This window comes from Streptomyces sp. AM6-12, from assembly GCF_044327085.1.
Lineage (GTDB): Bacteria > Actinomycetota > Actinomycetes > Streptomycetales > Streptomycetaceae > Streptomyces.
Genome location: NZ_JBIQWN010000001.1, coordinates 5,557,198 through 5,569,688 on the forward strand (window position 1 = coordinate 5,557,198; position 12,491 = coordinate 5,569,688).

Sequence of the window (12,491 nt, forward strand, 5' to 3'; positions counted from 1 at the left end):
GCGCGCACCCCACCCCGGCCCACGGGGGCACAACCGCACCCCGGTATCGTCGCCGTGTACACCCCTTGACCAGTGGAGTCCGAGATGCCCACGCGTCCTTCCGCGAGCCGTCGTACCGTCCTTCGAGGGGCCGCCGTGGTCCCGGTCGCCGGGCTCGGCCTGGCCGCGTGCTCCGCACCGGGGAACGACGGCTCGGCCGCCACCCCGACCGCTCCGGTCGACCTCGGTGCCGAGAGCGAGGTCGCCAAGGGCGGTGCCAAGCTCTACAAGGACCACAACGTGGTGGTCAGCCGGGACAAGAGCGGCACGCTGAAGGCGTACAGCACGGTCTGTACGCACGCCGGGTGCCCGATCAACAAGCTCCAGGGGACGACCCTGATCTGCCCCTGCCACGGCAGCGAGTTCGACGCCGTGACCGGCAAGGTGGTCCAGTCGCCCGCCACCGAGCCGCTGACGGAGCTGTCGGTGAAGACGCAGAACGGCAGGATCGTCGCCGGTCCGGCCGCCTGATCCCCCGCCCGCGCCGCCGGCTCCAGCGGTCGGACCGGCCGGCGGGCGGCGCGGCCCCGTTCACCGGGGCCAGTCCCAGGCGATGCCCACGATGCCCGGCCTGATGCGCGGCTCGACCACATGCACGCAGTGGTGTGGCCCCGTTACGAAGAGTTCCTGCCGGGCGCTGCGCGGGACCTTTGGAGAGTACTGCGTGAAGCGCCGGCAGCGCAGGGGCAGCGCGGCCGGGTCGAAGCGCACCTGGAGCGCGTACTGGCCGCCGGGCGCGTCGAACCGGTGCAGGTACTCGTGAGCGGCACCGGCGGTGCCGTCCTCGACGGCGTACCGGAAGAGGAAGATGTCGCCGGCGCGCAGCCGGGTGTCAAAGAGCAGTTCGGCCACCAGCACACCGGCGTCCTGGTCCCGGCGGACGCGGCCCGTGCGGCAGTTCTCCAGGGCCCGCACCCTCATCTCGTGCGGAGCACAGCCGGGGTCGCCCTGGTGGACGACCAGGAAGCGGTCGACGCCGTCGCGGTGCGCGCGCACGATGTGATGGGCCTCGCGCACTGCCAGCTCGCGCCCGGCGCCGATCCGGACGCACTCGTGATGGCCCAGGGTGTGCAGCCCGCTGTCGGCCGGCCGGTCCAGCTCGGTCCGTAGCCGGTCCAGTACGCCCGCGGCCTCGACCAGGGAGCGGTACGAGCGGCCCGCCGGGGCCTCGGCCTCGCCGCACCGGCCGGACTCGGCGAGCAGCCGGATCAGGGACTCGTCCGGCAGCTGGAGGATCTCCTCCAGGGCGCGGACGGCCCGCAGTGACTCCGGGCGCTGCGGGCGGCGGGCGCCCTGCTGCCAGTAACTCAGGCTGGTCACACCGACTTTGACGCCGTGGCGCGAGAGGTGGTGCTGGACGCGCTGGAGCGGCAGGCCGCGCGCGGCGATCGCGGCGCGCAGGGCCACGTGGAAGGGGCCGCCCCGCAGGGCCGTGTCCAGTTCCCCGGTGGGGAGGTCAGCGTGCTCTAGGGCATGCCGCATGCCGAGGGGCCTTTCTGTCGGTGTCACGACGGCTGGTCGGACCGTCCGCGCGGGTGTGCGGGGCCACCCCCGTGGCGCCGTGGACGCCCCTGGCTGCGCGCGCCGCGCCCCTTCCTGCGCGTGCCGGCCCCGAGTTCCCCCGCATTGAAGCGTGTTGACCAGAACCCGACAACACCTTGAGGTCGTACGCCCCGTACTAGTGGCCGGACCGCGTCCCTCACCGCCCGCCCGGCACCGGCGGGCCGGACCTCCGCGGGTCCGCGCGGGTGCCGCCGGACGAGCCGCGTGGCCGGGGTTATCCACAGGCCCGACGCGGTGTCGGTGCTCGCCAGTAGGGTGTGAGACATGGCCGATCCCTCCAGCTACCGCCCCAGGCCGGGTGAGATCCCGGACACCCCCGGGGTGTACAGGTTCCGTGACGAGCACCGCCGGGTGATCTACGTCGGAAAGGCGAAAAGCCTGCGCCAGCGCCTGGCGAACTACTTCCAGGACCTGGCGAACCTGCACCCGCGCACCCGGACGATGGTGACCACCGCCGCGTCCGTGGAGTGGACGGTGGTGTCCACCGAGGTCGAGGCACTGCAACTGGAGTACTCCTGGATCAAGGAGTTCGACCCCCGGTTCAACGTCAAGTACCGCGACGACAAGAGCTACCCGTACCTCGCGGTGACGATGAACGAGGAGTTCCCGCGAGTCCAGGTGATGCGCGGTCACAAGAAGAAGGGCGTGCGGTACTTCGGGCCGTACGGACACGCGTGGGCCATCCGGGACACCGTCGATCTGCTGCTGCGGGTCTTCCCGGTGCGCACCTGCTCGGCAGGCGTGTTCAAGAACGCCGCCCGCACCGGCCGCCCCTGCCTGCTCGGCTACATCGGCAAGTGCTCCGCCCCCTGCGTCGGCCGGATCAGCCCCGAGGACCACCGGGACCTGGCCGACGAGTTCTGCGACTTCATGGCCGGCCGCACCGGCACCTACCTCCGCCGCCTGGAGAAGCAGATGATGGAGGCGGCCGAGGACATGGAGTACGAGCGGGCCGCCCGGCTGCGCGACGACATCGGGGCCCTGAAGAAGGCCATGGAAAAGAGCGCGGTCGTGCTCGCCGACGCGACCGACGCCGACCTCATCGCGGTCGCCGAGGACGAACTGGAAGCGGCCGTGCAGATCTTCCATGTGCGCGGCGGCCGGGTGCGCGGCCAGCGCGGCTGGGTGACCGACAAGGTCGAGGAGATCACCACCGGCGCCCTGGTCGAACACGCCCTCCAGCAGCTGTACGGCGAGGAGACCGGCGACGCCGTGCCCAAGGAGGTGCTGGTCCCGGCGCTGCCCGAGCCGGTCGAGCCGGTCCAGGAGTGGCTGACCGGCCGCCGCGGGTCGAACGTATCGTTGCGCATCCCGCAGCGCGGCGACAAGAAGGCGCTCATGGAGACCGTGCAGCGCAACGCCCAGCAGGCGCTCGCGCTGCACAAGACCAAGCGCGCCTCCGACCTCACCACCCGTTCGCGCGCCCTAGAGGAGATCGCCGACGCCCTCGACCTGGACAGCGCCCCGCTCCGCATCGAGTGCTACGACATCTCGCACCTCCAGGGGGACGACGTGGTCGCCTCCATGGTCGTGTTCGAGGACGGCCTCCAGCGCAAGGGCGAGTACCGCCGCTTCCAGATCAAGGGCTTCGCCGGCCAGGACGACGTCCGCTCCATGCACGAGGTGATCACCCGCCGCTTCAAGCGGTACCTCGCGGAGAAGGAGCGGACGGGGGAGTGGGCCGACGGCGAGGAGCCGGGCACCGACGGCGGCAGCGTGCTCACGGGCGAGGGGGCCGCGCCTGCCCAGACCGGGACCCCACGGGCGGACGAGGAAGCCACGCCCGGGAACGCCGGGGCCCCGCTCACGGACGAGAGGCCCGCGCCTGCCGATGCCGGTCCCGCGCCCACCGACACCGTGCCCGCGCCGCCCCCTGCCGGCACGGACTCCGGCACTCCCGCCGCCCCGGATTCCGGCGCCCGCGCCGGCGCGGATGCCCCCGCCCCCGCCGCCCCCCTGTCCGCCGCCCCGGCGTCCGGCGTGCCCGCCACCCCGGAACCCCCCCGGCCTGACCCGGAATCCGTCCCCCTCACCACCACCGAGCCCGACACTCTCGACGATCCCCTCGATGGCCCCCTCAACGGCTCCCTCAAGGACGACGACGGGCGGCCCCGGAAGTTCGCCTACCCGCCCCAACTGGTCGTGGTCGACGGTGGTCAGCCGCAGGTCGCGGCGGCCCGGCGGGCGCTGGACGAACTGGGGATCGACGACATCGCGGTGTGTGGACTGGCCAAGCGGCTGGAGGAGGTCTGGCTGCCCGGCGAGGACGACCCCGTGGTGCTGCCCCGCACCAGCGAGGGCCTGTATCTGCTCCAGCGCGTCCGGGACGAGGCGCACCGGTTCGCGATCACCTACCAGCGCACCAAGCGCGCCAAGCGCTTCCGCGCCGGCCCCCTGGACGACGTCCCCGGCCTCGGCGAGACCAGGAAACAGGCGCTCATCAAGCATTTCGGCTCGGTGAAGCGGCTGCGGTCCGCCACAATCGAACAGATCCAGGAAGTGCCCGGGATAGGCCGCAAGACGGCCGAGACCATCGCCGCGGCCCTCGCCCAGGCGGCCCCGGCCGCACCCGCCGTGAACACGGCGACCGGAGAGATCATGGAAGACGAGGAACCCGAGACGACGGCGGGTCCCTCGGGGGAGCCCGTGACCGCGGGCCCCCCGGACGAACGACGGGGGCAGGAGACATGACCGAGCACGACGCACAGCCCGCACAGCGCCGAGATCAGGCCCACGCGGATCCGGGCGAGGAAACCGCCCCGCGGCCCGCCGGCCAGGAGACCGGCCCGGACACGGGCGATGACAACGGAGCACAGGTGAGTACGGGCGGCGAGGCAGCCGGGGTCCCCGAAGCGGCGATCCCGGAGCTGGTGATCATCTCCGGCATGTCCGGAGCGGGCCGCTCGACGGCCGCGAAGTGTCTGGAGGACCTCGGCTGGTTCGTCGTGGACAACCTGCCGCCGGCCCTCATCCCGACCATGGTCGAACTGGGCGCCCGCTCCCAGGGGAACGTGGCGCGGATCGCGGTGGTGGTGGACGTCCGCGGCCGGCGCTTCTTCGACAATCTGCGCGAGTCCCTGGCGGACCTGGAGGCCAAGCACGTCACCCGGCGGATCGTCTTCCTGGAGTCCTCGGACGAGGCCCTGGTGCGCCGCTTCGAGTCGGTGCGCCGCCCGCACCCGCTCCAGGGCGACGGCCGCATCGTGGACGGCATCGCCGCCGAGCGCGAGCTGCTGCGCGAACTGCGCGGCGACGCCGACCTGGTGATCGACACCTCCAGCCTCAACGTGCACGAACTGCGCGCCAAGATGGACGCCCAGTTCGCCGGCGAAGAGGAGCCCGAGCTGCGGGCCACCGTGATGTCCTTCGGCTTCAAGTACGGCCTCCCGGTCGACGCCGATCTCGTCGCGGACATGCGGTTCCTGCCCAACCCGCACTGGGTCCCGGAGCTGCGCCCCTTCACGGGTCTCAACGAGGAGGTCGCCGCCTATGTCTTCAACCAGCCCGGCGCCAAGGAGTTCCTGGACCGCTACGCCGAGCTGCTGCGGCTGATCGCGGCCGGCTACCGCCGTGAGGGCAAGCGCTATGTGACCATCGCGATCGGCTGTACCGGGGGCAAGCACCGCTCGGTCGCGATGTCGGAGAAACTCGCCGCGCGCCTCGCGGCCGAGGGTGTGGAAACGGTGGTCGTACACCGGGACATGGGACGGGAATGACGGAACGTACACCGCGGCTGGGCCGGCTGCGCCGGATGGTGCCCGAGGCGCGCTCCGGCCGCGCGGGCGAGACCCGCGCCGGCCGCCCGGCCGAGGCGCGCGGGGGCCGCCCCCGCCGCAGGGGCGCACAGCCCAAGGTCGTCGCGCTCGGCGGCGGCATGGGCCTGTCCGCCTCGCTCACCGCGCTGCGCCGGATCACCGGCGATCTCACCGCTGTCGTCACCGTGGCCGACGACGGCGGCTCCAGCGGACGGCTGCGGGACGAGCTGGGCGTGCTGCCGCCCGGCGATCTGCGCAAGGCGCTGGCCGCGCTGTGCGGGGACGACGACTGGGGCCAGACCTGGTCCCGCGTCATCCAGCACCGCTTCCAGTCCCAGGGCGACCTGCACGACCACGCGGTGGGCAATCTGCTGATCGTCGCCCTGTGGGAGCAGCTCGGCGACCACGTCCAGGCGCTGGACCTGGTCGGCAAGCTGCTCGGCGCGCACGGACGGGTGCTGCCCATGTCCGCAGTGCCGCTGGAGCTCCAGGCCCTGGTCAAGGGGCACGATCCGGAGCAACCGGAGGCCGTGGACACCGTGCGCGGGCAGGCGACCGTGGCGCTGACGCCCGGCGAGGTGCAGTCCGTGCATCTGGTGCCGAACGACCCGCCGGCCGTCCCGGAGGCTCTCGCGGCGGTCCTGGACGCCGACTGGGTGGTGCTCGGCCCCGGCTCCTGGTTCTCCTCGGTGATCCCGCATCTGCTGGTGCCCGAACTGCTGGACGCCCTGACCGAGACGAAGGCCCGCAAGGTCCTCTCGCTGAACCTCGCGCCGCAGCCGGGCGAAACCGACGGCTTCTCCCCGCAGCGTCATTTGGAGGTTTTGGGGCGACACGCCCCTAAACTCGCCCTGGACGTGGTGCTGGCCGACGAGGCCGCCGTGCCCGACCGCGACTCGCTCACCGAGGCCGCCAAGCGGCTGGGAGCCGCGGTCGAGCTGGCCCCGGTGGCCCGGACCGACGGAACACCCCGGCACGACCCGGAGCTGTTGGCCGCCGCGTACGACCGTATTTTTCGGATGCATGGAAGGATCGGCCCATGGCGATGACGGCAGCGGTGAAGGACGAGATCTCCCGGCTCCCCGTCACCCGGACCTGCTGCAGGAAGGCGGAGGTCTCCGCCATTCTGCGGTTCGCCGGCGGCCTGCATCTGGTGAGCGGGCGCATCGTGATCGAGGCGGAGCTGGACACGGCGATGGCGGCCCGCCGCCTCAAACGGGACATCCTGGAGATCTTCGGGCACAGCTCGGAGCTGATCGTGATGGCGCCCGGCGGACTGCGCCGCGGCTCGCGCTACGTCGTCCGGGTCGTCGCGGGCGGGGACCAGCTCGCCCGGCAGACCGGCCTGGTCGACGGCCGCGGCCGGCCGATCCGCGGACTGCCCCCGCAGGTGGTCTCGGGGGCCACCTGCGACGCGGAGGCGGCCTGGCGCGGGGCGTTCCTCGCGCACGGCTCGCTGACCGAGCCCGGCCGTTCCTCCTCCCTGGAGGTGACCTGCCCGGGCCCCGAGGCCGCCCTCGCGCTGGTCGGCGCCGCCCGCCGGCTGTCGATCGCCGCCAAGGCGCGGGAGGTGCGCGGGGTGGACCGTGTGGTCGTCCGGGACGGTGACGCGATCGGCGCCCTGTTGACCCGGCTCGGCGCGCACGAGTCGGTGCTGGCCTGGGAGGAGCGCCGGATGCGCCGCGAGGTGCGGGCCACGGCCAACCGGCTCGCCAACTTCGACGACGCGAACCTGCGGCGCTCGGCCCGCGCGGCGGTGGCCGCGGGGGCGCGGGTGCAGCGCGCGCTGGAGATCCTCGGCGAGGAGGTGCCCGAGCACCTCGCGGCGGCCGGGCGGCTGCGCATGGAGCACAAGCAGGCCTCGCTGGAGGAGCTGGGCGCGCTCGCCGACCCGCCGCTGACGAAGGACGCCGTCGCGGGCCGGATCCGCCGGCTGCTGGCCATGGCCGACAAGCGCGCCTCGGACCTGGGCATTCCGGGCACGGAGGCGAACCTGTCGGAGGAGCTTGCGGACAACCTGGTCGGCTGAGCCGCCGCACGCCGCACGCCGCACGCCGCACGCCGCACGCCGCACGCCGCACGCCGCACGCCGCACGCCGCACGCCGCACGCCGCACGCCGCACGCCGCACGCCGCACGCCGCACGCCGCAGCCGACACACCGACACGCCGGTGCCGACCCTCGTCCGAGGGGTTCGGCACCGGCTTTCGTATGCCCTCCCGCGGTGCGTCGGAGGAGGGCATACCACAGGTGAGCGGAAGCCTCATCAACGGTGCGGATCCGGGGTAGTGAACAGGTGAGCCGACCCGCTCACGAACGAGTGACATCGACGTCAATAAGGGGCGACATTCGGTAGCAAAAACGGGTGAATCGACTGCCGATCCGAGAGGGTCCGTACCTCTACTGCCAGGTACGAAACGCCTGCCCATGTATGCGCCATCTCGATGTCACCGAGGGGCCCTCAGAGAGGTAGGGTCGGTGGTGGTCGGGGACATCCCAAACAGAGCTCGCCGGCTCGCGTGGTCGGCGTACCAACGAGGAGATCGGTTCGTGACGATCCGCGTAGGCATCAACGGCTTCGGCCGCATCGGCCGTAACTACTTCCGCGCACTGCTGGAGCAGGGTGCGGACATCGAGGTTGTGGCTGTCAACGACCTGGGTGACACGGCCACCACGGCCCACCTGCTCAAGTACGACACGATCCTGGGCCGCCTCAAGCAGGAGGTCTCCCACACCGCCGACACGATCACCGTCGACGGCCACACCATCAAGGTGCTGTCCGAGCGCAACCCGGCCGACATCCCGTGGGGCGAGCTGGGCGTCGACATCGTCATCGAGTCGACCGGCATCTTCACCAAGCGCGAGGACGCCGCCAAGCACCTGGCCGGCGGCGCCAAGAAGGTCCTCATCTCGGCTCCGGCCAAGGACGAGGACATCACCATCGTGATGGGCGTCAACCAGGACAAGTACGACGCGGCCAACCACCACGTCATCTCGAACGCGTCCTGCACCACCAACTGTGTGGCCCCGATGGCGAAGGTCCTGGACGAGAACTTCGGCATCGTCAAGGGTCTGATGACCACGGTGCACGCGTACACCAACGACCAGCGCATCCTGGACTTCCCGCACAAGGACCTGCGCCGCGCCCGCGCCGCCGCCGAGAACATCATCCCGACCACCACCGGTGCCGCCAAGGCCACCGCCCTGGTCCTGCCGCAGCTCAAGGGCAAGCTGGACGGCCTCGCCATGCGCGTCCCGGTCCCCACCGGCTCCGTCACCGACCTGGTGGTCGAGCTCAGCCGCGAGGTCACCAAGGAAGAGGTCAACGCCGCCTTCCAGAAGGCCGCCGAAGGCGAGCTGAAGGGCCTCCTCGACTACACCGAGGACCCGATCGTCTCCTCGGACATCGTCAACGCCCCGGCGTCCTGCACCTTCGACTCCTCCCTGACCATGGTCCAGGAGGGCAAGAACGTGAAGGTCATCGGCTGGTACGACAACGAGTGGGGCTACTCCAACCGCCTCGTGGACCTCACGGTCTTCGTCGGCAACCAGCTCTGAAGCGCCGAAGACCGCAGCAGCACGACCGTGACATGAGAGCAGGGCTCGGCCAGCGCACCGTCGCGCTGACCGGGCCCTGTCTCGCGCATGGAGCACGTCCTCATACGATCAAGGTGCACCACGAGCCCTCCTCAGGAGTCCACTCAATGAAGACGATCGACGAACTTCTCGCCGACGGCGTAAGCGGCAAGCGGGTCTTCGTCCGCGCCGACCTCAACGTGCCGCTGGCCGACGGGACGATCACCGACGACGGCCGCATCCGCGCCGTGCTGCCCACCGTCAAGGCCCTCGCGGACGCGGGCGCCAAGGTGATCGTCGCCTCGCACCTGGGCCGCCCCAAGGGCGCCCCGGACCCCGCCTTCTCGCTGCTGCCCGCCGCAGAGCGCCTCGGTGAACTGCTCGGCGCCCCGGTCGCCTTCGCCCAGGACACGGTCGGCCCCGCCGCCCACGACGCCGTCGACGGCCTTCAGCCCGGCCAGGTCGCCGTCGTCGAGAACCTGCGTTTCAACCCCGGCGAGACCGCCAAGGACGACGCCGAGCGCGGCGAGTTCGCGGACCGGCTGGCCGCCCTCGCCGATGTCTACGTCGGCGACGGCTTCGGCGCCGTGCACCGCAAGCACGCCTCCGTGTACGACCTCCCGGCCCGGCTGCCGCACTACGCCGGCTACCTCATCGCCACCGAGGTCGGCGTCCTGAAGAAGCTCACCGAGGACGTCAAGCGCCCCTACGTGGTCGCGCTCGGCGGCGCCAAGGTCTCCGACAAGCTCGCCGTCATCGACCAGCTGCTCGGCAAGGCCGACCGGCTGCTCATCGGCGGCGGCATGGCCTACACCTTCCTCAAGGCCAAGGGCTACGAGGTCGGCATCTCCCTCCTCCAGGAGGACCAGATCCCGGCCGTCACCGAGTACATGGAGCGCGCCGAGAAGCTCGGTGTGGAGCTGCTGCTCCCGGTCGACGTCCTGATCTCCCGCGAGTTCCCGGACCTGAAGACCAAGGCGCCGAGCCAGTACGACACCGTCGACGCGGACAAGATCCCCGCCGACCAGGAGGGCCTGGACATCGGCCCGAAGACGCGGGCGCTGTACGCGTCGAAGCTCGCCGACGCCGAGACCGTGTTCTGGAACGGTCCCATGGGCGTCTTCGAGCACCCCGACTACGCCGAGGGCACCAAGGCGGTCGCCCAGGCACTCGTAGACTCGAACGGTTTCACCGTCGTCGGCGGCGGTGACTCCGCCGCGGCCGTGCGCACGCTCGGCTTCGACGAGAACGCATTCGGCCACATCTCGACCGGCGGCGGCGCCTCCCTCGAATACCTCGAGGGCAAGACGCTTCCCGGTCTCGCCGCACTGGAGGACTGACCCCGTATGACCACCCGCACGCCGCTGATGGCGGGCAACTGGAAGATGAACCTCAACCACCTCGAGGCCATCGCCCACGTCCAGAAGCTCGCCTTCGCCCTGGCCGACAAGGACTACGAGGCCGTCGAGGTCGCCGTCCTGCCGCCCTTCACCGACCTGCGCTCCGTACAGACCCTGGTCGACGGCGACAAGCTCAAGATCAAGTACGGCGCCCAGGACATCTCGCAGCACGACTCCGGTGCCTACACCGGCGAGATCTCCGGCCCGATGCTGGCCAAGCTGAAGTGCACCTACGTGGTCATCGGCCACTCCGAGCGCCGCCAGTACCACAACGAGACCGACGACATCGTCAACGCCAAGGTCAAGGCCGCCTACAAGCACGGCCTGACCCCGATCCTGTGCGTCGGCGAGGAGCTGGACGTCCGCGAGGCGGGCAACCACGTCAACCACACCCTCGCCCAGGTCGAGGGCGGCCTGAAGGACCTCCCGGCCGAGCAGGCCGAGACGATCGTGATCGCCTACGAGCCCGTGTGGGCCATCGGCACCGGCAAGGTCTGCGGCGCCGACGACGCACAGGAGGTCTGCGCCGCCATCCGCGCCAAGGTCGCCGAGCTGTACACCCAGGAGGTGGCCGACAAGGTCCGCATCCAGTACGGCGGCTCCGTGAAGTCGGGCAATGTCGCCGAGATCATGGCCAAGGCCGACATCGACGGCGCCCTGGTCGGCGGCGCCTCGCTGGACACCGACGAGTTCGTCAAGATCGTGCGTTTCCGCGATCAGTGACGGGGCGGCGAGGCTGCCCGTGAGTAGGCGGTAGCCGCGATACGTCGTACTCTTGCGGGGGCACGGCCCAGGTGCTGTGCCCCCGTCGTCCATCCGAATCCGAGGAAGTTGGTCCAGCCGTGGTTTTGGGGTTCTCGATCGCCCTGATCGTCTTCAGCCTGCTGCTGATGCTGCTGGTGCTGATGCACAAGGGAAAGGGCGGCGGCCTCTCCGACATGTTCGGTGGCGGCATGCAGTCCTCCGTCGGCGGCTCCTCGGTCGCCGAGCGCAACCTCGACCGGATCACCGTCGTGGTCGGCGTGCTGTGGCTCGCGTGCATCGTGGTCCTCGGCATCCTGATGAAGACGAACAGCTGATCCCGGCCTTCCAGGCACACACATTCCGTACGTTGAGCCCCATGTCCGGCACGCGCTCCCGAGCGCGGCCTATCATGGGGCTTGCGTCTGGGTGCGGGGGCGGTAACTCCCATCACTGGACGCGCGTTGGGCCTTACGTAGACTGAGGCGCTCGCAGCGAAGCGGTACGCCGACTCGCTTCGCGGCACCATCACGCAGGGAGTTACGACCGTGGCAAGTGGCAACGCGATCCGGGGAAGCCGGGTCGGGGCGGGGCCGATGGGCGAGGCCGAGCGCGGCGAGTCCGCACCGCGGCTGCGCATCTCCTTCTGGTGCTCCAACGGGCACGAGACCCAGCCGAGCTTCGCCAGCGACGCACAGGTCCCCGACACCTGGGACTGCCCGCGCTGTGGCTTTCCGGCCGGACAGGACCGGGACAACCCGCCGGACCCGCCGCGCACCGAGCCGTACAAGACGCACCTCGCGTATGTACGGGAGCGGCGCAGCGACGCGGACGGCGAGGCGATCCTCGCCGAGGCACTCGCCAAACTGCGCGGCGAGATCTAGACGTTGAGGCCCGGCCGGGCACCCTCGGGTGTCCGGCCGGAGCCGTATCCGCCGCCCGCGTCCGACCGATTGTCAGTGGCACCCTCTACGGTTCTTGTGAAGGCGACGAGAGCGAGGGGGAGTTGTGACGACGGTGACGGCGGGGGAGTCGAGGGTGCCCGCGTGGCGCGGGACTTCCGGACGGCGGTGGCACGCCGCCGTGCCCGCCACCGCGCTGCTGCCCGCCCTGGTCGCCGCCCTGCGTGCTGTCCTGCGCGCCGGTACGGCGCGGACCGCGGCGCTCCTCGTCACGGGCTCCGCGCCCGGCCTGCCCCAGTGGAGTGCCACCGGCACCACCCCGATGCGGCAGCGCGGCCCCTCCGGCCGGGCCGGCTCCGCCTCCCGCACTCCGGGTGCCGCCCGCTCCGTCCGAGCGCTGATACCCGTCGGCGGAACGGACGCACCCGTTGCCGCGCCCGAGGACGGCGCCGTGGCGGCCCGCGTCCCCAGGTGATCAATTAGGTTGGAACCTCTGGGACAGTCACGAAAGAAGGC

12 protein-coding genes are annotated in these 12,491 nt (G+C 71.4%); 11 read left to right on the top strand and 1 reads right to left on the bottom strand.

The annotated features are described in order from the left end of the window. Window positions 1-84: 84 nt before the first annotated feature. Window positions 85-510, top strand: coding sequence for a Rieske (2Fe-2S) protein (locus ACE4Q9_RS25245; RefSeq protein WP_397986522.1), 426 nt, complete (start codon window positions 85-87; stop codon window positions 508-510). A 60-nt stretch (window positions 511-570) separates the two neighbouring features. Here ACE4Q9_RS25245 and ACE4Q9_RS25250 read toward each other — a convergent pair whose 3' ends face one another. After that, window positions 571-1,521 (bottom strand): hypothetical protein, encoded by a 951-nt coding sequence (locus tag ACE4Q9_RS25250; protein WP_397986523.1) that lies wholly within the window; start codon window positions 1,519-1,521, stop codon window positions 571-573. 345 nt (window positions 1,522-1,866) lie between these two features. On the opposite strand from ACE4Q9_RS25250, the gene uvrC reads away from it, so the two are divergent. The 10 genes from uvrC to ACE4Q9_RS25300 all read left to right on the top strand — a co-directional run bounded on the left by uvrC (window position 1,867) and on the right by ACE4Q9_RS25300 (window position 12,450). Next, complete coding sequence (gene uvrC, locus ACE4Q9_RS25255; RefSeq protein WP_397986524.1) at window positions 1,867-4,293, top strand: excinuclease ABC subunit UvrC; 2,427 nt, start codon at window positions 1,867-1,869, stop codon at window positions 4,291-4,293. Then, window positions 4,290-5,318: an RNase adapter RapZ gene (gene rapZ / locus ACE4Q9_RS25260; RefSeq protein WP_397986525.1), complete on the top strand. Its 1,029-nt coding sequence runs from the start codon at window positions 4,290-4,292 to the stop codon at window positions 5,316-5,318. The genes uvrC and rapZ overlap by 4 nt, the downstream gene beginning before the upstream one ends. Beyond that, entirely contained in the window at window positions 5,315-6,406 is a 1,092-nt protein-coding gene (yvcK, locus tag ACE4Q9_RS25265; RefSeq protein ID WP_397986526.1) for a uridine diphosphate-N-acetylglucosamine-binding protein YvcK, read from the top strand. Before rapZ ends, yvcK begins: the two co-directional genes overlap by 4 nt. Continuing rightward, the gene (gene whiA, locus ACE4Q9_RS25270; RefSeq protein ID WP_145491577.1) at window positions 6,397-7,386 is read left to right on the top strand and encodes a DNA-binding protein WhiA; all 990 of its coding nucleotides are present in this window, start codon (window positions 6,397-6,399) and stop codon (window positions 7,384-7,386) included. Before yvcK ends, whiA begins: the two co-directional genes overlap by 10 nt. A 520-nt stretch (window positions 7,387-7,906) precedes the next feature. Continuing rightward, complete coding sequence (gene gap / locus ACE4Q9_RS25275) at window positions 7,907-8,914, top strand: type I glyceraldehyde-3-phosphate dehydrogenase (protein WP_145491580.1); 1,008 nt, start codon at window positions 7,907-7,909, stop codon at window positions 8,912-8,914. A 146-nt stretch (window positions 8,915-9,060) separates the two neighbouring features. Then, complete coding sequence (locus ACE4Q9_RS25280; protein WP_397986527.1) at window positions 9,061-10,272, top strand: phosphoglycerate kinase; 1,212 nt, start codon at window positions 9,061-9,063, stop codon at window positions 10,270-10,272. Window positions 10,273-10,278: 6 nt separating this feature from the next. Next, a complete protein-coding gene (gene tpiA / locus ACE4Q9_RS25285; protein WP_397986528.1) occupies window positions 10,279-11,055 on the top strand; it encodes a triose-phosphate isomerase in 777 nt (258 codons plus the stop codon). A gap of 125 nt (window positions 11,056-11,180) precedes the next feature. Beyond that, window positions 11,181-11,411 (top strand): preprotein translocase subunit SecG, encoded by a 231-nt coding sequence (secG, locus tag ACE4Q9_RS25290; protein WP_397987321.1) that lies wholly within the window; start codon window positions 11,181-11,183, stop codon window positions 11,409-11,411. A gap of 210 nt (window positions 11,412-11,621) precedes the next feature. Continuing rightward, window positions 11,622-11,957 (top strand): RNA polymerase-binding protein RbpA, encoded by a 336-nt coding sequence (locus tag ACE4Q9_RS25295; protein ID WP_003957010.1) that lies wholly within the window; start codon window positions 11,622-11,624, stop codon window positions 11,955-11,957. A 154-nt stretch (window positions 11,958-12,111) separates the two neighbouring features. Further along, complete coding sequence (locus ACE4Q9_RS25300; RefSeq protein ID WP_397986529.1) at window positions 12,112-12,450, top strand: hypothetical protein; 339 nt, start codon at window positions 12,112-12,114, stop codon at window positions 12,448-12,450. Window positions 12,451-12,491: the final 41 nt, after the last annotated feature.

What these genes read in the sequence shown, in the direction of transcription:
- ACE4Q9_RS25280 (WP_397986527.1), top strand. Translation starts at nt 9,061, where the DNA reads ATGAAGACGATCGACGAACTTCTCGCCGACGGCGTAAGCGGCAAGCGG.
- ACE4Q9_RS25245 (WP_397986522.1), top strand. Translation starts at nt 85, where the DNA reads ATGCCCACGCGTCCTTCCGCGAGCCGTCGTACCGTCCTTCGAGGGGCC.
- whiA (WP_145491577.1), top strand. Translation starts at nt 6,397, where the DNA reads ATGGCGATGACGGCAGCGGTGAAGGACGAGATCTCCCGGCTCCCCGTC.
- uvrC (WP_397986524.1), top strand. Translation starts at nt 1,867, where the DNA reads ATGGCCGATCCCTCCAGCTACCGCCCCAGGCCGGGTGAGATCCCGGAC.
- ACE4Q9_RS25250 (WP_397986523.1), bottom strand. Translation starts at nt 1,521, where the DNA reads ATGCGGCATGCCCTAGAGCACGCTGACCTCCCCACCGGGGAACTGGAC.
- yvcK (WP_397986526.1), top strand. Translation starts at nt 5,315, where the DNA reads ATGACGGAACGTACACCGCGGCTGGGCCGGCTGCGCCGGATGGTGCCC.
- rapZ (WP_397986525.1), top strand. Translation starts at nt 4,290, where the DNA reads ATGACCGAGCACGACGCACAGCCCGCACAGCGCCGAGATCAGGCCCAC.
- tpiA (WP_397986528.1), top strand. Translation starts at nt 10,279, where the DNA reads ATGACCACCCGCACGCCGCTGATGGCGGGCAACTGGAAGATGAACCTC.